General features: G+C 42.4%; 21 protein-coding genes (1 of these 21 only partly in view). 12 read left to right on the forward strand and 9 right to left on the reverse strand.

Going from position 1 to position 20,276, the window contains the following annotated elements; translation table 11 throughout:
• Window positions 1-95: 95 nt before the first annotated feature.
• Both CIT02_RS09440 and CIT02_RS09445 read left to right on the forward strand, forming a co-directional pair.
• On the forward strand, window positions 96-731 hold the full coding sequence (locus tag CIT02_RS09440; RefSeq protein ID WP_292611876.1) for a tributyrin esterase: 636 nt from the start codon (window positions 96-98) through the stop codon (window positions 729-731).
• On the forward strand, window positions 728-2,590 hold the full coding sequence (locus CIT02_RS09445) for a glutamate synthase-related protein (protein ID WP_292611878.1): 1,863 nt from the start codon (window positions 728-730) through the stop codon (window positions 2,588-2,590). The genes CIT02_RS09440 and CIT02_RS09445 overlap by 4 nt, the downstream gene beginning before the upstream one ends.
• A gap of 322 nt (window positions 2,591-2,912) precedes the next feature.
• On the opposite strand, the gene CIT02_RS09450 is transcribed toward CIT02_RS09445, so the two are convergent.
• Together CIT02_RS09450 and CIT02_RS09455 are read right to left on the reverse strand one after the other, a co-directional pair.
• Window positions 2,913-3,605 (reverse strand): DUF4013 domain-containing protein, encoded by a 693-nt coding sequence (locus CIT02_RS09450; protein WP_292611880.1) that lies wholly within the window; start codon window positions 3,603-3,605, stop codon window positions 2,913-2,915.
• A 140-nt stretch (window positions 3,606-3,745) separates the two neighbouring features.
• Entirely contained in the window at window positions 3,746-4,450 is a 705-nt protein-coding gene (locus CIT02_RS09455; protein ID WP_292611882.1) for a DUF4013 domain-containing protein, read from the reverse strand.
• A gap of 383 nt (window positions 4,451-4,833) precedes the next feature.
• On the opposite strand from CIT02_RS09455, the gene CIT02_RS09460 reads away from it, so the two are divergent.
• Complete coding sequence (locus CIT02_RS09460; protein WP_292611884.1) at window positions 4,834-5,526, forward strand: hypothetical protein; 693 nt, start codon at window positions 4,834-4,836, stop codon at window positions 5,524-5,526.
• Between the two features lie 150 nt (window positions 5,527-5,676).
• Here CIT02_RS09460 and CIT02_RS09465 read toward each other — a convergent pair whose 3' ends face one another.
• Entirely contained in the window at window positions 5,677-6,840 is a 1,164-nt protein-coding gene (locus tag CIT02_RS09465) for a tRNA (guanine(10)-N(2))-dimethyltransferase (RefSeq protein ID WP_292611886.1), read from the reverse strand.
• A gap of 268 nt (window positions 6,841-7,108) precedes the next feature.
• Between CIT02_RS09465 and CIT02_RS09470 the strand changes: the two genes are divergently transcribed.
• On the forward strand, window positions 7,109-8,032 hold the full coding sequence (locus CIT02_RS09470; protein ID WP_292611888.1) for a CPBP family intramembrane glutamic endopeptidase: 924 nt from the start codon (window positions 7,109-7,111) through the stop codon (window positions 8,030-8,032).
• 251 nt (window positions 8,033-8,283) lie between these two features.
• Entirely contained in the window at window positions 8,284-9,378 is a 1,095-nt protein-coding gene (locus CIT02_RS09475; RefSeq protein WP_292611890.1) for a DegT/DnrJ/EryC1/StrS aminotransferase family protein, read from the forward strand.
• Window positions 9,379-9,532: 154 nt separating this feature from the next.
• On the opposite strand, the gene CIT02_RS09480 is transcribed toward CIT02_RS09475, so the two are convergent.
• Entirely contained in the window at window positions 9,533-9,835 is a 303-nt protein-coding gene (locus CIT02_RS09480; RefSeq protein ID WP_292611892.1) for an MTH1187 family thiamine-binding protein, read from the reverse strand.
• 35 nt (window positions 9,836-9,870) lie between these two features.
• Between CIT02_RS09480 and CIT02_RS09485 the strand changes: the two genes are divergently transcribed.
• Entirely contained in the window at window positions 9,871-10,734 is an 864-nt protein-coding gene (locus CIT02_RS09485; protein WP_292611894.1) for a TIGR00269 family protein, read from the forward strand.
• A gap of 96 nt (window positions 10,735-10,830) precedes the next feature.
• Here CIT02_RS09485 and CIT02_RS09490 read toward each other — a convergent pair whose 3' ends face one another.
• From CIT02_RS09490 to CIT02_RS09510, 5 genes are all read right to left on the reverse strand, one after another.
• Entirely contained in the window at window positions 10,831-12,423 is a 1,593-nt protein-coding gene (locus tag CIT02_RS09490) for a GTPBP1 family GTP-binding protein (protein ID WP_292611896.1), read from the reverse strand.
• A 274-nt stretch (window positions 12,424-12,697) separates the two neighbouring features.
• Complete coding sequence (locus tag CIT02_RS09495; RefSeq protein ID WP_048072509.1) at window positions 12,698-12,910, reverse strand: DUF1922 domain-containing protein; 213 nt, start codon at window positions 12,908-12,910, stop codon at window positions 12,698-12,700.
• A gap of 77 nt (window positions 12,911-12,987) precedes the next feature.
• Window positions 12,988-14,145, reverse strand: coding sequence for a TraB/GumN family protein (locus tag CIT02_RS09500; protein ID WP_292611898.1), 1,158 nt, complete (start codon window positions 14,143-14,145; stop codon window positions 12,988-12,990).
• Between the two features lie 180 nt (window positions 14,146-14,325).
• A complete protein-coding gene (gene comB / locus CIT02_RS09505; RefSeq protein WP_292611899.1) occupies window positions 14,326-14,994 on the reverse strand; it encodes a 2-phosphosulfolactate phosphatase in 669 nt (222 codons plus the stop codon).
• A 56-nt stretch (window positions 14,995-15,050) separates the two neighbouring features.
• Window positions 15,051-15,266: a TRAM domain-containing protein gene (locus CIT02_RS09510; RefSeq protein ID WP_048072506.1), complete on the reverse strand. Its 216-nt coding sequence runs from the start codon at window positions 15,264-15,266 to the stop codon at window positions 15,051-15,053.
• A gap of 488 nt (window positions 15,267-15,754) precedes the next feature.
• On the opposite strand from CIT02_RS09510, the gene CIT02_RS09515 reads away from it, so the two are divergent.
• From CIT02_RS09515 to CIT02_RS09540, 6 genes are all read left to right on the forward strand, one after another.
• A complete protein-coding gene (locus CIT02_RS09515) occupies window positions 15,755-16,306 on the forward strand; it encodes a hypothetical protein (RefSeq protein ID WP_292611902.1) in 552 nt (183 codons plus the stop codon).
• Window positions 16,291-17,202, forward strand: coding sequence for a methanogenesis marker 7 protein (locus CIT02_RS09520; protein WP_292611904.1), 912 nt, complete (start codon window positions 16,291-16,293; stop codon window positions 17,200-17,202). The genes CIT02_RS09515 and CIT02_RS09520 overlap by 16 nt, the downstream gene beginning before the upstream one ends.
• A 117-nt stretch (window positions 17,203-17,319) precedes the next feature.
• Complete coding sequence (locus CIT02_RS09525; protein WP_292611907.1) at window positions 17,320-18,396, forward strand: metallophosphoesterase; 1,077 nt, start codon at window positions 17,320-17,322, stop codon at window positions 18,394-18,396.
• A 358-nt stretch (window positions 18,397-18,754) separates the two neighbouring features.
• Window positions 18,755-19,069, forward strand: a complete 315-nt coding sequence (locus tag CIT02_RS09530) for a hypothetical protein (protein WP_292611909.1) — start codon at window positions 18,755-18,757, stop codon at window positions 19,067-19,069.
• A gap of 21 nt (window positions 19,070-19,090) precedes the next feature.
• Window positions 19,091-19,462 carry a NifB/NifX family molybdenum-iron cluster-binding protein gene (locus CIT02_RS09535; protein ID WP_292611911.1) on the forward strand — a complete coding sequence of 124 codons (372 nt, stop codon included), beginning with the start codon at window positions 19,091-19,093 and terminating at the stop codon, window positions 19,460-19,462.
• Window positions 19,463-19,574: 112 nt separating this feature from the next.
• A protein-coding gene (locus CIT02_RS09540; RefSeq protein ID WP_292614953.1) for an Mrp/NBP35 family ATP-binding protein crosses the window boundary here: on the forward strand, window positions 19,575-20,276 show its 5' portion. 141 nt of this gene lie beyond the right edge of the window; 702 of the gene's 843 nt are visible here — the first part of the coding sequence; it begins with the start codon at window positions 19,575-19,577; the stop codon falls past the right edge of the window.

The raw sequence follows: 20,276 nt of genomic DNA on the forward strand, positions 1-20,276 counted from the left end.
ATAGAGATTGATTTATTACCCTCAACGAGAATAATGGGGGAATTTGAACGAGTGTATCGGATACTATAAAAGCAGAAAACTATACCACCCGACAGTTGAATGTTGAAATTAAAAAAGCATTATCTGAAGATAAAAATAATATAACACTGGAAGAACCGGGAAAACTAAACTCAATAGCAGTTGGACTGGGGCCTGAAGCAGAAATCACCCTTAATGGTGATGTTGGAGACTTCGTAGCCGCACTTAACAATGGAGCATCCATAGAAATAAATGGAAATGTGGGTCGCTATGTAGGGGACAACATGACCTCTGGCGAAATCATCATCAGGGGCTCTGCTGAAGAAGGTGTGGGATTCGGAACCTACAACGGAACTATAGTGGTTTATGGTGATGCGGGAGATGCCGTGGGCCAGCTAAACAAGGGAGGTATTCTACTCATCAACGGTAACATGGGTAGCCACGCTGGACTTTACATGCTCAGTGGAGACATAATCGTTACCGGAGATGCTGGTGAATACACCGGGGATTGGATGATTGGTGGAAACATTTACGTGGCAGGTAAGTACCAGACCGGTACCAATGCTGCGGTAACTGAACTCACCGCGGAAGATAAGGATAAATTAACCAAAATCTTCCAGGAATACTCCGTGGAGGCCCAACCCCAAGACTTCGTTAAAATTGGTCCTGAAGAGCTAAGACCATTCTATGGTAAACAGGAGGCCAACAAATGAAACAGATACTTTTAACCAATCCCGATAAGTGTGACGGATGTAACGACTGTATTGAAGCCTGTGCATCAGTCAACGGTGAAAGCAGTATTTTCCTGCACAAAATGACCGAAGGCTACCAAACCATTGTCTGCCAGCAGTGCATAAACCCATCCTGTCTAAAAGGATGTTTCCGGGATGCTATATACCGTGAAGACAACGTGGTTAAAATCAACCAGGACCTGTGTGTGGGCTGCCGCCTGTGCATGTTAATGTGCCCCATTGGAAGCATAACCTACACTGCTGACCAGATGCTAAAATGTGAGCAGCAGTGCATGCAGGGCCCGGACGACGAGCCAGCATGTGTCAAATCCTGTGGAGAAAATTGCCTTAGCGTGGTGGATGTTAAAGATTTCGCCACTGGCTTGCAGACCAACTTTGAAATAGATAATTCCATGGGATCAGCAGCACCCCGGCCATTATCCCCCTCTGGAGAACTGGCAGTATCCACCGAAGGACTCTGTGTTTTCTGTGGTACCTGTGAAATTGTCTGCCCAACCAACGCCATCAAAATAGTGGATAGCCATGCAGAAATCGATAAGAGCAAGTGTATAATGTGTGGTTCATGCACTGCTGCCTGCCCCGTACTCATACCCACCGGCGCCGGTAGTATATGGGACCCTAGAACAATTGCTGACATACGCTACACCTCCAAGGCAGGTAAATACGTTCTCCGAGGTTTTGGTACAGAAAGAAGACTACCCAACCTGGATGATATCATCATATTACCGGGACAGGCCACAGTATCCCCGGTGGACAAGTACCGGGAACCCTGTAACACCAAGGTAGTTCTGGGGTCAAGATATGCTGAAAACCCATTGGAACTGGAAACCCCGGTACTCATTGCCGGAATGTCCTTTGGAGCACTTTCCGAGGAATGTAAAGTGGCTATGGCTAAGGGTTCTGCCCTGGTAGGCTCCTGTGCCAACACTGGTGAAGGAGGAATGCTCCCCAGAGAAAGGGAATGTGCAGACAAGCTCATGGTCCAGTACTCCTCCGGAAGATTTGGAGTCTCCGCTGATTATCTCAATGTGGGAGATGCCATAGAAGTTAAGATTGGACAGGGAGCTAAGCCCGGAATGGGAGGACACCTCCTGGCTGAAAAAGTGAGCCCCAAAGTTGCCGAAATTAGGGGAATACCCCTGGGAACTGACGCCCTGAGCCCCGCAAGATTCCTGGATTCCACCCGTCCAGGAGACCTGGCCAAACACATTGAACTCATACGTGAGGTTACGGACTGGCAGGTGCCTATTGTGGTTAAACTGGGACCGGGAAGAGTGAAAGATGATGTCCAGGCCGTGGCCGAAGCCGGTGCTGATGTTATATCAGTGGATGGGATGGAAGGAGGAACTGGTGCCGCACCAGAAGTGGTTATCGAGCACACCGGAATCCCCACCCTGGCCGCACTGATGGAAGCAGTTCATGGACTGGAAGAAATAGGAATGAAAGACACCGTGGATCTTATCATCACCGGTGGAATAAGGAGTGGGGCTGATGTAGCCAAATCAATGGCTCTGGGTGCCGATGCAGTGTACATTGGAACCGGGGCCATGATTGCCATGGGATGCCGGGCCTGTCGTATGTGTTACACTGGTAAATGTCCGGTGGGAGTAGCCACCCAGGATCCAATACTGTGTGAACGCCTGGACGTGGACATGGCCGCCATGAAGGTAGCTAACTACATCAAATCCATGACTGAGGAAACCAAGATGTTAGCCCAACTTGCTGGTCACGATGACATCCGCAAGTTCTCCCCCGATGATCTGCGGGCCCTCAACAGTGACACTGCCAAGATAACTGGTTTGCGTCTCACCGGGATGTAAACTGGAGTCACGGATTAATCCTTAAAGGAATTTAACCAATGGATCCCTTAGGATAGTATCCAGGGGATTTTTTTATTCCTTTTTTTTAGAGTGTTCTATTTTTTTTAATATTGAGGTACAGTTCAATCTGGATAAGAATAACCCTCAAAAATTGAAAATCAGTAATATCAAATGAGTAATATCTATTTATTTTAAATTTTAAGAAAACTCATTTAGAAGTATAATTTCCTTAATTAATCATATTATATTCAATATATTTTCAAGAATCGTACTATGTTTCTAAACTATTTAAAAAAAGGAAAAAAGAAGAAAATGTGGTTTTTTATTCCATTTCAACAGCTGATCCGAATAAAAGGGCCAGAGATCTTGCACTGAACATGGTTATGTAAGGGTAAACCACTAACAGGGCAATTATCATACCGATGAATGGAATTACCTGTAGTACACTGGCAATGATTCCACCGATGAAGGTGACGATGATCATCACGATATACCATACTATGTATTTGCCCCATCCAATCATTGATATTTTCTCTAGAATTTCACTGAATCGGAACGCAGCTCCAAATTCGCTGTCATTTAGGGCCATATTGGCAACAGCAATAGATCCGATTAATTCGAAGAGTATTGCTAAGATAATTCCAATGATGGCTGTTCCACCAATGAGTCCAATGGCTAAAGTTGGATTGGCTAGGTTGCCTGCTTCAGTTACAGACATAGATGCGATTGAAGCCCATGCTCCAATAAATATTACTATCAGTGGTATCAAAAGGTATACAAATTGTACTACAAACATTTTTAAACCGTCTATGAACATCTCTCCCCATTCATCAAAGTCAGGGAGTTCGTCAAAACCGGCTATGGAACTTTTTAAAATTCTGAAAAAGTATCCCATTACCAGGAAGACTGGAATTATTAAAATGCTTATAATGGTCAAAATTCCCAGTATAATTACTTTTTTCCAGTCCTGAGACGGATAACTAATGGAATCTGAAATAATTTCTCCAATATCCATGTTTTTACCTCCATTTTTTTAGGTATCTATTGCTATGTTTATTTTCTTATAAAAATTTGATTGTTTCTTTTAAATCGTGGATAAAATCCTTTAAAATTTGCCAGAATAGTCCTAACTTTCATTAAAAATGTATAGATAAATCACGGGGTTTCCAAGCCCGATAGGAACAACAGTCCCAGAGCTCTAGCATATAATAAATAAACATAGGGGTAAATCAATAAAACGATTAAAGCCCAACCTAGGACTGGTACAAACCCCAGTAATCCTATTAAGGTGCTGATGATTATTCCCAGGAAGATCATCATCACGTACCAGATTATGTAGTCCACCCAGCCAATGGCCCGGATCCGGTTTAGAATTTCCTGGAAACGGAAGGCCGCCTGGATTTTACTATCATGGTAAGCCATGTTGGCTATGGCTATGGTGAAAAACACTCCAAAAATAACTGCCACCACCAATCCGGTGATGATCACTCCTCCCATAAAACCGAAGGTACTGAAAGCCGTATTGAATGATAATTCATTCCCGGAAACTCCTGAAGCCACTAATGCGCCCAGGGAAGCCCACATACCCATAACTATCATAATGGTGGGGATGATGAAGTATGCCAGTTCCACCACCAGAATTTTAAGACCATCGGTGAACATCTCCCCCCATTCATCAAATTCTGGTAACTGGTCCACCCCGGCGATAGACCATTTCATGGCCCGGAATACATATCCCATGACTAAAAAAGCAGGAACAATTAAAAAACTGGTTAAAATTAAAATTCCAAGGATTAAAACCTTTTTCCAATCCTTTGAGGGATATTTTATTGCATCAGAAGTTAAATATCCGATATCCAATTAATTTCCTCCTTTAATAGATTTTATAAGATCAAGCAGTGTTTTCATCATTCATTACAGCTTTTATCCTTCATTACAGATATCCTTATCCTTTACTCCAGTTTAGGGTTATTTTTTTACTTTAGGTTAAGTATATTTTTTAATCCAGTTTAGGGTTATCCTCACTCTCGGATTAGGGTTATCCTTGCTCCAGGATGAGGTATCCGCATAAACATGATTTTATGAACAAAAGTAGTTTCTGGATTACTCACTAACCATTTGTTACTAATTAGCGGCGGATGTGGAAAATTTAATAAATATTATATTCTTAAACGTATAGATAAATTGGAAATGAATAATATTATCTCGAGTGACCCTCTGTTAATGATAGATCTGGTGAAGTAATGAAATGGCAAGTAATTCTGCTGATTGTTCTGGCGTTATTCGGTGGTTATCTAGTTATCTCCTCTGCCACGGGTTTAGTTGAACCGGTGGGTAGGTTGGGATTTGTGAAACTGGCCAACCCTGACATGTATCCTGGTCATGTGCACTCCAAATTACTGGCAGAATATGCCGAGGAACGAAACTCCAAATGTGCCCTGGTTGTCCATTTTGCTGGTGATTCCAACTATCGACACTACAAAGAGGGTGATGTGATGATAATAGAAATGGCCTTTATTGACACCAATGGTACCGGTGCCGCGGGTCCCACTGATTACATGGACTCCCTTAAACTGGCCATATTCGGAGTTCCAGACGGAAGGTATAAATTCAAGGCAGATGGTCTGACATTTAACAGCTGGAAAGAGGCCCGTAGTTATATCAAGAAAATAGCTGGTCAAAATGGGCAGGAAGGGCCCATACCCATGGTCTGGCATGGTACAGCCAGGTCAGGCAACCCCATATTCACCCAGGGATGTGGATTACCCCTCTACTTCTACATAACCTGGCAGGAGTACGGGGCACTGGCTGCGTACTACTACACCCTGAAGGGAATGGTAACCCCCTACCTGAGTTTACCGTATCGTAACTATGAACTCCAGCATGCCTCGGAGTTACAGTACTATTACACCCATGGAATGCTGGATTATCAGTAAAAAAAAGGGAAGATTATCCGGAAATGGATATTTTCCATTCTAATGGTATAAATTTTTATTTTAATTTATTTTAATAAAAAAGGTAATGAAAAATTTATTTTAAACATCTATTTCCGGGAATTAATCCACTTAAAATAATAATATGCCTTATCAGTCATTCCTAATGGCCTGTTCAATGACTGATAGTGGAGCGTCAGTCTTCAAACCATTGGGGTTGAAATGGGTGAGTTTAACCAGGTATCCCTTATTTTGAATATTTTCCACCACCCTTTCCCGGGGAGAGGCACTTATCTTCAACTTTTTACAAATAGTGTGCACATCGTAGAAGGTGGGTGGTGCACCAGCTTCCTCCTTACATTTTTCCAGGAGTTTTATGACTTCTACTTCCCGGTTTATCTTCAAATCTGGCACTAAATCTAACATGCCCTGTATAAACTCCGAGTTCTGCATTTCCCCACACCACAGTGGCCCGGCCACAAGGGGCACTTGGCCACACTCTGGACATTCTAGAGGTATCCTGGGAGTCAAACCTTTAAAAACCTGCCGGTTAAGACATTTGGGGCAATGTGCAATATAACCAAGGTTTTCCAGTGAATCATCAGTATTTTTAGCTCCTTTACCCACCAGGGCGTAGATGCGCATGTAGTGTTCTGTGCTGTGAGAGAACTGGAACTCCAGATACTTTTTATATTTGGAAAAGGTGCGGCACATGAATCCAGCCAGTATTCTCAGGCCTGTTTCGTGACAGTACTCATTCCTCAACGGCTTGGCACTATATTTCCGTATGCATGGTTTTTTGTAGGTACCACACAGGGCCGAAGTGTCGGTGGCGGTAATGCAAATCAATCCTCCTGCTTTAAGACTGGCAGCCGCAGATTCAACATAGGGAGCCGGGGTTCCAAAGGGGTCAATATCGATAACATCAAATTTACCCCCGCATTTCCGGAGAATAAGATTAGCATCCTCTCTACAGGCCTTAACATTGGTTAAACCATTATTTTTAATATTTTCCTTGGCAAGTTCAACTGCCAGGGGATTTAAATCGTTCACTACTGCCAGAGAAACATTTTTTATTTCCTGGGCATAACGTATGCCCCTTATTCCACTACCTCCAAAGGCATCACAGATGGCGATATCTTCCCCTTTTTGTTGTTGATAAAAGGATAAGGCAGCTACTGACAAGTCCCGGTTAAGTTCCATAACTGGATTGAAAAAGACCGGAGCCCTGGCTGTTACCTTTTCGAATTGGGGGATCTTCATCCTTACCTGCCCTTCTTCTACCCATAAAAAGTCTATCTCGTTAAGTTCAACCATTGCACAAACCTCAAAAATATCATGGTAATCATAGTTCTTAAATGGTAATTAGTTCATCTGTGGTTACCTTTCCTATACTATCAAATTTCCCCTTGATGATGATTTACCATGTTAACCCCCATTGGTATTAAGGAGGATATTTGGGAGAAACTTCCACTCAACTCAAGTTTTTTATAGTTTTAATTTAATAACCATGTATCTCATAGTGATCAACCTATTAATATAATGGTATAACTACTAAAAGAGATTATCTTGCTGGAGAAAAACAATGTCAACTCTTTCACCCCTAACATTTTTAGATAATGCATCGGAAGGATCCAACAGCTGGTGGAAATACCTTTTAACCGTCCTCATGTCCCTAGTAGGCGGTAGTTTGGTGGCGGGCATTATAATGGGAATTTTGCTTGTATTCCTGTCCATTTTTTCCTCAGGCGGAATAGCAAACATTTACGATTTCATTACCTCCGCCTTGAGCAGTCCATTTTCCTTGGTGATACTGGTGGGGATCAGTTACACCCTATCCTATTTATTCTTCTACATCTGCTTGAGATTCATCCACCATAAACACCTGTTAAAGGTTATCAACACTGTTTCAGGGGTAAGGTGGAAGCTTTTATTTAAAGGGCTTATTTTATGGGCGTTGATTCTATTTATCCTTTCTCTACCCGATTTGATCATTAACCCCGGCAGCTATCAGATTACCTATAACTCGGGAAATTTCCTCATCCTTCTGGTTATCTGTCTACTGGTATTCCCACTCCAGGCTTCCTTTGAGGAAATACTGTTTAGAGGGTACCTCATGCAGGGATTTAGTTTAATTTCCAAAAAACCATGGATTCCACTTTTAATAACTTCCTTGCTATTTGGAATTGTACATTTCTTCAATGGAACCAGCCTGACCTCTGATCTGTCCATTGTTGCTTCCACCTTCGTGGTGGGGATGATGCTGGGAATACTGGCCCTGGCAGATAATGGGATAGAATCCGCCATGGGGGTCCATATTGCCAATAACCTCTATGTGGCCCTTTTCTTTAATTCAACAGATTCAGGGCTTCAGGGATTGCCATCGGTGGTTACTTCCCAGGCAGCAGACCCCTTCAGTGGACTACCTCTCCTAATTTTGGCTTCAATTTTAATGATTGTCATCCTGTTCTGGAACCGGAAAGAGGATGTACTACGAATATTCCGTTAAATAAAAAAAGAATTTTATTTTAACCCCTTATTTTTCCTTTATTTCATGATATAGGTATCTTTTTAAGTGATAAAATCAATGTAAAAATCGTGGATGAAAGGCAAGTTTAATATAAATTTTTTAAGTGTCATTTTACAACACCCGGTAAGTAAACCCCTTCATGGTTTATTTAGGGATATGAATTATTTGGGGATATAAAATGATTTGAATTGGACTTATCTAATTATCCCAGATTAAATATAGGTGAATTCATGATACCAGTTGCCAAGCCCCTTATAGGTGAAGAAGAAATTGAAGAAGTGGAAAAAGTTTTAAGGTCAGGATTCATAGCCCAGGGCCCTAAAGTGGCCGAATTTGAAGAAGCTTTTGCCAGTTATGTTGGAGCCGAACACGCCGTGGCCACCAGCTCCGGGACCACAGCCTTGCATGTTGCCCTGTTGGCCTTGGGTGTAGGTAATGGTGATGAAGTTATTACCACTCCCTTCAGCTTTGCAGCCACTGGTAACTGCGCACTATACGTTGGTGCCCGGCCTGTTTTTGTAGACATAGACCCTTCAACCTTTAACCTTGATCCAGAATGTATTGAAGATGCCATCACTGAAAAAACAAAGGCTATCATCCCGGTGCACCTTTATGGTCAACCGGCCAAGATGGATCGCATAATGGAAATCTCCCAGGAACACAACATCCCCGTGGTTGAGGACGCGGCCCAGGCCCATGGAGCAAAGTTCCAGGACCAGATGATAGGCTCCATTGGTGATATGGCTTGTTTCAGTTTTTATCCCACCAAAAACATGACCACCAGTGAAGGGGGGATAATAACCACCAACAGCAGCAAGCTCGCTGACCAGGCCCGCATACTGAAAGCCCATGGTGAAAGAGAAAGGTACCAGCATTCTGTTCTGGGATACAATTTCCGAATGACAGACATAGCTGCGGCCATTGGGTTGGTTCAACTGAAAAAGCTGGATGGGTTTAACCAGAAGAGAATAGAAAATGCAGAATACCTCACTGAACATTTAAAGGGAATTTCATGCATTGAATCACCATTTGTTTCCCCCCAGGTGAAACACGTATTCCACCAGTACACCGTAAGGGTTAAAGACGGAAAACGCAATGATGTGATGAATTACCTCAACCAGGAAGGTATTGGAACGGGAATACATTACCCTATCCCCATCTACAAACAGGAACTCTACCAGAACTTGGGATACCATGATCACTGGAGTGAAACTGAAAAGGCAGCCTCAGAAGTTCTATCTCTACCAGTACATCCCTCACTCTCCGTAGAAGAACTGGAAAAGATAGTGATAACCCTGGAAGCAGCTTCGGATAAGTTCTTCTAAACTTAAGTTTCTTCCCAACAAAAATAAATATTTTTTACCTTTTAATTCCTTTTTAATTCTTTTTTTATTTATTAAAGCATTCTCACTGTTTAAGTGAATTTTAAGCTCCCTCTTTCAAGGACTAAAATAATCATTGGTGCTGGTAAAAACATGATTATTCTAGTTTTTTCTCTACTGACTGTATTTTGTCTTCCATGGTGCGCTGGCGATCTCTCCGATCGTCTATTTTGACACTGGTCACCACCCGCTGTGATCCAGCCTTAAACACAGCTTCATGGGCAACTTTAATGGCCTCAAAGAGATCATCGGGATTATCAGCTTCCAGCAAGGTCCCCATGCCATGTAACTTATAAGTTACACTAGTTTCATCCAGGGCAGCAATTGCCGCAGCCACATATTTGCTTAGGCTTGTATCTGGAGTACCTATGGGGATTACAGTCAATTCTGCAGATATCATACTATTTTTTATGTTCAGCCAACCATATATTTTTTATGAAACCCTGGGACAGGCACCATTTCAACCTGGAACTTGAAAACCGTGTGGAAAAGGTAATAAATGATTATAACCTGATAGATAAAGGGGATAAGGTAGCAGTAGCTCTTTCTGGGGGTAAAGATAGTGTTTTGACCCTGCACATTCTGCATAAACTGGTTGAAGAGGGTGGATTCGATTTCAAACTCCTGGCCATTGCCATCGATGAAGGGATAGTTCATTATCGTGAGGAGGGTTTGGAAGCAGCCCGTGACCAGGCAAAGGATCTGGGAGTGGAGTACCATGAACTATCCTTTAAAAAGGAGATTGGATTCTCTCTGGATGAGGCCGCCCAGTTCTACCAGACAGCCTGTGTCCCCTGTGGTGTTTTCAGGCGTTACCTTCTGAACCGCACTGCCTGTCAGCTGAGTGTTGATAAACTGGCCACCGGTCACAACCTGGATGATGAGGTTCAATCCTATTTAATGAGTTTTGCCCGGGCTGATGTGCGCCGGTTTGCCAAGTTCGGGCCTAAACAGGAACGAATACATCCGGGGATGGTGCCACGCATAAAACCCCTATGGCTGGTGAAGGAAAAAGAGGTGGGTACCTGGGCTATAATGAATGAAGTCCCGGTGCACCTTGCTGAATGTCCCTATGCCCATCAATCTCTTCGCTCCAGATTAAAAAATTATCTCAACCAGCTGGAAGAAGACCGACCCGGCACCAAACTCAATCTACTTAATTTTTTCCAGAAAAACCTACGCAACTTGGACCAGAAAAGGATTGAACTGCACCGTTGTCAGAAGTGTGGTGAACCATCATCTGTACCCGTCTGTAAGGCCTGTGAGATCCAGGAATTCCTAAAACAAAAGTTAAGATGATGAATTATTGGGTAATAATAATTTTATTACCGTAATTAGCTTATTTTGTATTATTGCCTGGGTAATAGTTTTTTCACGTTACTTAACTAGAATAACTTAACTGGCTATGCGGGTTACTGTTCCCACCCCTTTACTTTTACCTTCCCTGAAAATTAGTTTTTGACCTTCATGGATGGCAAAGGGATGGTATTTGAATCTCATTCTAACCTGGCCGGTGTCTCCTGCTGACAGGTATTCCTGGCCCAGGGGTCGGAAGCAAGTGGTTTCGGCTATGGTTTCGATATGGGTTATGCATTCGTAACCCTCCTTGATGGTGGTGGGATGTACGAGGATAGCCACATCTGCGTCAAATTCTCTCACTGGCTGAGGTTTATAGTCAGGGTGGCATATAATCATCCCCCTCCTTATTTCATCCATTTCAACGCCAGTAATGGATATTCCTACCACTTCTCCCACACTGGCACTTTCCTTGCGATAGTGGTGCATTTCAATGGTCTTCACATTCACCGGGAGGAAATCTCCTGAGCTTAAGGGGCCTAAAATAAGTTTTTCACCCTTTTCAACTTTACCCTGTCTTATGGTGCCGCTCACCACAGTTCCCACTCCCATAACCGAGTAGATCTTATCGATGTACATCATGAATGGTTTGTGGAAGTCTTCTTCGTGGGAGGGTATTTTAAGACCAGAAAACAGACGATCTAAGAGTTCCAAGCCTTCCCCAGTAACAGGGGATGCTTTGATAACCGGTACTAAGTGTTGGTTCATGTTTTCTGACAGGAAATCTGCATCTTTCCTGGTTTTTACCATGTAGGGTATTCTTCCCACCAGTTTCAGGAGGTCGAAGATCTCCTGGCGAACAGCCTGGATTCGATCCTCACTTACCCGGTCGATCTTGGTCATCACCACGATCACCGGTAGTTCCATGGCCAAAATTATCCCCAGATGTTCCCGGGTGATGTGGGTGGGTCCCTGGTCAGCGGCCACTACCAGGAGGCCGTGAGTTAGCTTCTGGCCCACAATACCCCGGATGGTGGTACGGAGCCAGGGTTCATGCCCTACGGTATCCACAAAGGAAATCAGTTTATCACACTTTTCCACCATAAGGGCCTTGTCCCCCTTATTAAGGGGATTCTTAATGCGTATTGTTTCTCCATTTTTAAATCCATACACGGCAAAGGAGAGATCAGCGGATAAACCACGTTCTATTTCGTGTTTTTGAACATCCAAAAATATACGGGTACCTCCCGAACCAGTATCCAGTTTACCCGTGGTCAGGGTTCCCACCAGGGTGCTTTTTCCGTGGTCCACGTGGCCAGCTACTCCAATAAGTAAATGGTCTGGTTTACTGTTTTGTTCGCGGTTGATAATGACTTTGGCAACTTCTCCCTGGCCAGCATTTTGTTTTTCCACGTTGATGATTTTGGCCTTTATTTCACGGGCCAGTTCCCCTAAAACGAATAGTGATTCATCCATCTGTTCTTTTTCCAGGCCCACCAGCAGACCATCATCATCAACACCTAAAAAATAGATGGCTTCTCCATTTCCCCGTGCCAGACGGTACTTCATCTGGGATGCCAATTGTTGCTTACGCTCAGTTAAAAGATGAGGGTCAGAATTAAGGTTTTCTTTAAATTCTATGTTTTTTCTCTCACCCTTACTGGTGAGTTTAGAGAAACTTTTACTGGTCATAGCCCCGAACCCAGCTATTATTCTATTATCACTCAAATTATAAGAGATACACAAAACCTTATAATTGTATTCTTTTTTTATTCTTTCATATAGGGATTATTCTAAAATAAAATAAAGGATATTTTGCACTGAAAATTCAATTCCATGCAAATAAAAATTAAGTATGAAATTTAGGGTGTAGGTCGAACTAAGAACTGGAAAAGGGGGGTAAACAAATTGTTAATATTATAACCACGGTCTACCGATGTATTTAGTGATGAACTCCTGTTTTCAATTATAACTTGTTGGCAGTGGTAAAGTAAGCCCCACCGTACTTCTCTTCCTGAAGTTCCTGCACCTTTTCTGAGGCCTGTTGGGAGTCTTCGGTTTTGGCCAGGATCCTTCTTTCTTTAACCTTCAAATTCTTCCCACAGACACATTTTTTCTGTTTGACACCTTCTTTGGCATAAACTGCCCGTCCACAGTCACATCGAAATATTAAATACATTCAAACCACTCAATTGTGTATTTTTATATCAAGTAAGGAACTTAGACATTTAAATTACATTTATTGAATAATGGGGTTCACATGCCCATTAATCTGTTTATTAAGGGTAGGAGGACGTTAGGGATGGAGAGGAAGACTCCTATGGTGGTTCCGATGTTGGCGCCCACTACCACCAGCAGTATCCTAAACAATCTATTATTCCACATATCACGCAGGCTTTCACTCTTGGATAGCTGAGATAAGTCATCCATGGACACGCCCCTTAATTTAGCCTCCACTATTCCTGCAAACCAGCCGGCAGCCAGAAGGGGGTGTATGGCTGTGAATGGTGCCACTATAAATGCGGTGACTGCCGAAGGAAGTTTAGAGCCAGCTAAAAGGGATCCTATAAAGGCCAATCCTCCGGTGAGAAGGACGAACTGCAGCAGACCGGATTGAATGTTAATCCCCTGCAGGAATGCTAATACAAATATAACTATGAACAGTGCGGGTATGGCAAATAAAATCAATTTAGTGGCACTGATCTTTGATTCTTTCAGTTCTAAAAGCTGTTGGAGTGGGGGTATGTCATGGGGATTTTCCATATATTTTTTAATACCATTTTTATGACCAGCTCCCACTACGGCCACCACATTTCCCGGAAGATCCAGGAGTCTCTGGGCCATAAAGGCGTCTCTTTCTTCCACCAGTACCTGGTAGGCACTGGGGGACATTTCCTGGAAGTATCCCATGACTTCTTCCAGGGCATCGCCCTGTTTTATATCTTCAATGTCTTCAATGGCCTCATCTTTGCTGAAAAATGATGCTATTATGCTGTAAACAAATTTAGCCTTTTCCCAGAAGCTCATATGATTTAAGGCCCGTTTGAGGGTGATCTGAATGTCCCGGTCAATGAGGGCCACCTGGGCCCCGGCTTCCTGGGCTGCTTCTGCTGCCGCCAGCATCTCTGAACCGGGTTTGACTCCTACTTCTTCTCCAATTTTTTTCTGGAAGTAGCTGAGGAAACTGCTCACCAGTAGCATGGTGAAATTGTTACCCTTGAGGATCTCCCTTATTTTAATTTCCTTGTCCTCTTGAACTCCGTGTTTTTCGTTGAGAAGGTTTTGATAACGGGCAGCATCAAGTTCCACGGCCACTATATCTGGTTGGCTTTCTATAATGGTATCTTTTACTTCTTCCACGCTTTTTTCCGAGACGTGAGCCGTACCAATGATGGTTAAATTGTCAGGTGCCATTAAATCACTCTAAATTGAACTAAATACATAGTGAGTTTATGAATTTCTATTTGAATATGGGGGTTAATTGATTAGATTCTTAGTTAGTCGTTTTAGCTAAGTAGTTATTCTAGTTAAGGTAATCTTTTTAGTTATAATAAGGGGTTATATAATATTATGGATTTTAAGATCAGGCCGTGTTTATTCTAAAAGTTTTATTAACCCGTCTTTAAATTCAGGTACCAGTTGTGATTTATCCCGCTGAAGGCAGAACTCCACATCTTTGCCGTACCCCAATTTTTTGAGATTCTGGGCTGACCGTGAGTTTTTCACGGCTTGGTCTACCTTTTTCTGGTTTTCAATTGCTAGACAGGCTGCTTGGGCCATTTCATCCAATTCCTCATTTTGCATGTGGGAAATTATTTCACCAGCACCCAGGAAATCTTCAATGGCAAAATTCCCTCTCACCCCAGCCATAACCACTTCCACATGGTCCGTGGCTACTTGGAGGGCTTTATTGGCCACTGCCCGGGCATTTATAAAGGAACCTATCAGGGCCCGGCCACTGATCCCCTCCATGATTCGGGTCCCGTTGCTGGTGGTGATGATCAGTGTTTCACCCTCCAGTTCCTGGATCTCCAGGGGTGAATTACCCACATCAAATCCTTCAATGGTTGCTCCACCCCTCTCTCCTGCCAGGAAAGCCTGGTGTTCAGGAGCCAGAGCCAGGGCTTCTTCTATTTCCAGCGTGGGAATGATATTCGGAATTTTTTCCAGGGCCACGGTGATGGTGGTACTGGCCCGTAGAACATCCACCATGATGGCCACATCTTTAGAAAATGATCTCTCAAAACTCAGGGAAACCTGCATAATTAGCACCAAAAATAGATAGTAAGGGAAAAAATAAAGATTTTTCGTATTCCTTTTTATTCCGGGACCTTCTCGGCAAAGGCGAATCTTCTCCGTACTGAAGTTATTCGAACCTTAATTTCTTCACCTACCTTTGTTTCAGGCACAAAGACTACGAAACCTTCAATTCTGGTGATTCCATCGCCTTCCTTACCCACATCCTCAATTTTAACCTCATATTCTTCCCCTTCCTTTATCGGGGCCGTCTTTGGGGTTTCATCTGCTCCAAACAATGTATTCACATCCCGAGACCAGTATAAAAAGGTCTTGTTATGCTATTTTTTTGTTTTATTTATTATTTAAATCTTTGGTAGCCCGGCATACATGGTTTTTGGGGGTTATTCACTGGCTTTTAAGAATAATAGGTCAATTTCCCATGAAAATCTGCACAAGAACAATGGATCAAAAATAGCAAGTTTTTAACTGTAAATCTAATCAGAATTTTAATAAATCAGTTTTTCTGATAGAATCTGGTAAGGTTAATTAGTTAAGGTCAATATCCTTAGTTAAGGTCAGTACCATTTACTGGGGTAGGTTAGTATTGTAATTCTCAACGAGATCGTCATCGTTATTACCTAATATAATGGTTATGTTAATTGCAGAATATTTGATTGCACCCCATTGTTTTTTGGAAACAGATTATACATTTAAGGTGGCCACCTATTCATCAATCTCACTGGATATTAACCTAACAAATTGAATAGTTCAATAGAGGTGTCCTATGAATATATATACCAGTCCCATGTGCCAGGAAGTAGTCCGGCTAGCCGGAGTCTCATCGTACACTGTAAAAAAGGATAACAATTTTGATGGTGCAGATTTAGCTATTGTACTTTCTGAAACTGCAACTGAAGTACCGGCGATTAAAGTGAAGTTAAATACATTTAAACAGATTTTTGACAGTGTTGATATTATTTCTAATCATCTAGGAACAGAAAAACTGGATATGGGGGGTTGGGAAAGTGTTTATTCATCCCACATGCGGCCAGCAAAGGGGAAGATTGATGAAAGGAAAAAAATAAAAGTTAAAGTGTACTCTAATTTCATAAGAGAAATAGTGGAAGATATGGGATTTTCGGTGGTGACAGAGGAACCGGATTTCCTGGTTTTCCCGGATTATTTGGAAGATAATAAAGATGTGGGGAAAGAAATAGAGTTTATGGGTAATAGGGCGGTGAAAATCCCCTCCCATAAAGATGCTCCCCTCAATCCTCTGGAGAGAGCGAAGTTAAGATACCATATTCTGGAGAGTAGATTATGTACGAAACCCTAACTTACACGGGAGGAGTTCACAAGCACGAAGAGATAAAGGAGCTTATTGAGGATCTGGGAGGCTTCGTGTTGCAGGAGACCACCAGCCAGATGGATCTGGTTCTTACCCTGGCGGTGCCTGTGGAAGATGTGGATAAGGTTGATGAAAAGTCCCGGGAACTCTTGGGAAAAATTAAAAGAGCACCTATGGCCGGGACAGAAATTGCCATAGTCTCTCCCACCCTGGCCCGACAGCACTTACCTCACTCTGCCTGTGATATCTCCGAGTATCTTCGACGTTATGGGGCTAAAGATAATATGATTGGTCTCTCCCGTGGAGCGGGAAAGGGAATATCCCGTATTTCTGAAGATGAGAAGAGACTCATTGAAGAGCACGACCTGGTGGTCTTTGCCCTGGGGAGTTTCCGGGAATGCCTGATGAACAAGACCCATCTTTTCAATGATATCGATATTCCGGTGGTGGTAACTGGTGCTCCGGAAATGAGTTTGGATGACCTGCCCGGGGCCACGGCCTATGTGAATGGTCTGGGAAGAATTCCCCGTCGCCTTAAAAGGGGAGAAAATATTCGTGCCCTTCGAAATTTGGCCGAGGTTGTGGAAGATATCCTGGATAACCGGCGTAAAGAGATGATGGATGATCCACCGATAGTGCCTTCTATCCTGGTTAAAACTGAGATTGAAAACCAGGTTAAGGCCGTGGAGGAGATCTATTCCCCGGCACCCATTGTAAGCCAGCTGGATGGAGTGCGGGTAAAATTGAACTATGATGAATATAAGGATGAAATTGCCGAGGTAAAGGTGGATGAATACCGCCTGGGTGATGTCTCTGAAATTAAAAAATCCCTGATGTATGATTATATTCTGGTGAAACTGCTGCCGGAAAGTTCTATAATTTAAATAAAACACGTTGATGGGATATTAATCCCGTAATTCAACTTTTTTTGAGTAATTACACAATGGCCTCTGTAAATTCTGTGGATCCCGGTATTAACTGTGATTAGGTGGGTTTAAAAAATGAGAAGAATTTTACAGTATGCAATGTTCATATCCCTTTTTTTCGTGGGATTTTTGGTACTAAACTACTACCTTTTCTTTGGAATGTCATTTCTCCTGGGTATACCCATGGATACCTTTTTTTACACGGTAATGATAGTTGCTGCCCTATCTTATCCCCTGGCCACTCTGGTGGAACGAACAGTTTCCAACAACTACACTCGTATATTTTACACTGCTGCGTCGGCCTGGATGGGAATATCATTCTATCTCCTATTTTTACTCTTAGCCTACTTGATCGTCTCCTGGATTGTGCCGGTGCCCCGTGAAAGTGCCGGTATTCTAATCGCCATCCTGGTAACTGTTATCAGTGCATATTCAATTTATAATAGCTACAATCTGGAATTAGTGGAATTAGAAATACCATTAAACGGGTTAAAAGAAGATTTAAGAGTAGTACAACTTTCAGACATTCATATAGGGTCAGTCAGAAATTCGGGCTACATGGAACGAATTGTAAGTGAAACCATCAAACTAAACCCGGATGTGGTTTTCATAACTGGAGATATGGTTGATGGTAGTGCTCGATTGCATAAACACACATTCAAAGCAATTAATCGTTTAAAAATGCCGGTTTTTTTCGTTACGGGTAATCATGAAACCTACGAAGGAATGGATGAAGTTTTCCGGGTTTTGGAGGGTAGTAATTTGAAGATTCTCTCCGGGGAGGCAATTGATTTTAAAGGGGTGCAGGTGGTGGGTGTTAACTATTCCTTGGAGAGAAATCATCTCCAAAACACCCTTAACCAGCTGAAAATTGAAAAAGACAAACCATCAATCCTTCTGTATCATCTGCCTCAGGAGCTGGAAAGTGCCCATGCTGCGGGCATAGACCTGCAACTTTCGGGCCACACCCACAACGGTCAGATGATACCCTTCAATTACCTGGTTAAATTAATGTTCCCTTATATTAGGGGATTATACGATTATAAAGGAACTAAATTGTATGTTTCTCAGGGTACTGGTACTTGGGGTCCGCCCATGAGGCTGGGTTCAAAGTGTGAGATAACCCTGATCAATTTAAAGTCATCAAATTAGTGATTGTTTCATTTTTTTACGTTTACTCAACCCGAGTTTTGATTATAATTCTGAATTTATATTTATAATAATAAATCGTTTTAATTTCATTTTAATTTTGTATATCCGGTTTTAAAGAATTATATCTAAATTTTAGGTTTTTTTAATCGAATATTTTTTAGTTTCTATGAATTTATTGAGTGGTGGGGTAAGGACATGGGCTAAAGTATATATACAGTTTTGAATATATATTCATAACATGTCTGGGGTGGGTAAATGCACCAACTGCATTTTACCGGACCCCGGACTAACCCTGATAAAAATTTCCAGGGCCTTAATTGAAGGTAAAATCATCCAAATAAAAGGAGGAGATCATATTATGGATAAAAAAAGATATAAATGTCAAATATGCGGTTTCCAATGGTACAGTCCCCGTAAAAAATATGAAAAATGCCCGGATTGTGATTCTGAAAACATAGAATTAATCACTATTGAAGAAACCTCCACAGAATCCACCCCACAACCAGGATTAGGAAGAAGAAGGGGAGGACAGGGTGCCAGAGGAATGGGAGGCGGGCCTCCAAGGGTATGCAAATGCCCACAATGTGGGTATGAATCACCGAAAACCCCAGGAGTACCTTGTCGCAACACTAAATGTCCTAAATGTGGTATCCCACTCTGTGGTGCAGATTAAAATTCAAAGGAGGAAAAATTAATGGTATTAATATGTGTTCCCAGCCTTGATAAAGACGGACTAAAAGGAAACTTATCCCAACATCTGGGAAAAACCCCCTACTTCGTTTTAATCAAGTGGGAAGATGAACAAATCGAGAATTTCCAAGTTATAGAAAGTAAAGCCAAACATGTGGGAGGGGCCATGACTCCCGGGGAATTCATTGCGGGTTCTGGTGCTAACAAACTTCTATGTGGAAATTTAGGTCCCAAAGCAGTTCAGATGCTCCAAAATGCTGGAATTGAAGTTTATGTGGGTGCATCAGGGACAGTGATTGAAACCCTGCAAAGCTGGAGTGAAGGGAAATTAAAACTGGCCAGCATGGATAATGCCTGTTCTGAGGGCCATAATTAAGACACAAATTAAGATGGATTAAAAAAAGACTTAAACTCCCTGTACAGGGTGTTTAAAGTTTTAAAAGTTTATTTGAATTAAATGGGATGGTTCTTTGAAAACCGATACTGAAATGAAAACTGATTCAGAAGAAGAGCAGAAAAAACTCTTAATGCAACAGGAAATCAACATACTAAAGCGTATGAGTGATATAGGCCATAAAATAGCAGTCATGAGTGGTAAAGGTGGTGTGGGTAAATCAACCATAGCCGTTAACCTGGCAGCAGCCTTTGCCCTTAATAATTACCACACTGGTATAATGGATGTGGATTTGCATGGACCAGATGTCCCCCATATGTTAGGAATTGAAAATGCAACCTTACAGCAAACCCCCCTGGGTATTTCCCCGGTTAAAGCCCGGGATAACCTTGAAGTTTTATCCATCGAGTTCATGCTACCTGAAAAGGGGCTTCCAGTTATATGGAGGGGACCTAAAAAGACAGGAGCAATAAGACAATTCTTATCTGATGTTTCATGGGGAAATCTGGATGTCCTGGTAGTTGATAACCCACCAGGAACTGGAGATGAACCATTAACTGTCCTGCAGTCCATCAGTCCCCTGGATGGTGTGGTTATGGTCACCACTCCCCAGGCCGTAGCCGGGGAAGATGTCCGCAAATGTGTTAACATGGTTAAAGGGCTGAACATCCCCATCCTGGGAATAATAGAAAACATGTCTGGATTCATCTGCCCCCACTGTCAGGAAGAAATCAACATTTTCGGTAAAGGTGAAGGAAAACAACTGGCCGAAGAACTGGAAATACCCTACCTGGGA

This window comes from Methanobacterium sp. BAmetb5 (genome assembly GCF_003491305.1).
Taxonomy (GTDB): domain Archaea; phylum Methanobacteriota; class Methanobacteria; order Methanobacteriales; family Methanobacteriaceae; genus Methanobacterium.

Coding starts and splice junctions, on each gene's coding strand:
- CIT02_RS09485 (WP_292611894.1), top strand. CDS start 9,871: ATGAAACCCTGGGACAGGCACCATTTCAACCTGGAACTTGAAAACCGT.
- CIT02_RS09535 (WP_292611911.1), top strand. CDS start 19,091: ATGGTATTAATATGTGTTCCCAGCCTTGATAAAGACGGACTAAAAGGA.
- CIT02_RS09480 (WP_292611892.1), bottom strand. CDS start 9,835: ATGATATCTGCAGAATTGACTGTAATCCCCATAGGTACTCCAGATACA.
- CIT02_RS09530 (WP_292611909.1), top strand. CDS start 18,755: ATGGATAAAAAAAGATATAAATGTCAAATATGCGGTTTCCAATGGTAC.
- comB (WP_292611899.1), bottom strand. CDS start 14,994: ATGCAGGTTTCCCTGAGTTTTGAGAGATCATTTTCTAAAGATGTGGCC.
- CIT02_RS09450 (WP_292611880.1), bottom strand. CDS start 3,605: ATGGATATTGGAGAAATTATTTCAGATTCCATTAGTTATCCGTCTCAG.
- CIT02_RS09490 (WP_292611896.1), bottom strand. CDS start 12,423: ATGACCAGTAAAAGTTTCTCTAAACTCACCAGTAAGGGTGAGAGAAAA.
- CIT02_RS09520 (WP_292611904.1), top strand. CDS start 16,291: ATGTACGAAACCCTAACTTACACGGGAGGAGTTCACAAGCACGAAGAG.
- CIT02_RS09495 (WP_048072509.1), bottom strand. CDS start 12,910: ATGTATTTAATATTTCGATGTGACTGTGGACGGGCAGTTTATGCCAAA.
- CIT02_RS09475 (WP_292611890.1), top strand. CDS start 8,284: ATGATACCAGTTGCCAAGCCCCTTATAGGTGAAGAAGAAATTGAAGAA.
- CIT02_RS09500 (WP_292611898.1), bottom strand. CDS start 14,145: ATGGCACCTGACAATTTAACCATCATTGGTACGGCTCACGTCTCGGAA.
- CIT02_RS09525 (WP_292611907.1), top strand. CDS start 17,320: ATGAGAAGAATTTTACAGTATGCAATGTTCATATCCCTTTTTTTCGTG.
- CIT02_RS09460 (WP_292611884.1), top strand. CDS start 4,834: ATGAAATGGCAAGTAATTCTGCTGATTGTTCTGGCGTTATTCGGTGGT.
- CIT02_RS09465 (WP_292611886.1), bottom strand. CDS start 6,840: ATGGTTGAACTTAACGAGATAGACTTTTTATGGGTAGAAGAAGGGCAG.
- CIT02_RS09445 (WP_292611878.1), top strand. CDS start 728: ATGAAACAGATACTTTTAACCAATCCCGATAAGTGTGACGGATGTAAC.
- CIT02_RS09470 (WP_292611888.1), top strand. CDS start 7,109: ATGTCAACTCTTTCACCCCTAACATTTTTAGATAATGCATCGGAAGGA.
- CIT02_RS09515 (WP_292611902.1), top strand. CDS start 15,755: ATGAATATATATACCAGTCCCATGTGCCAGGAAGTAGTCCGGCTAGCC.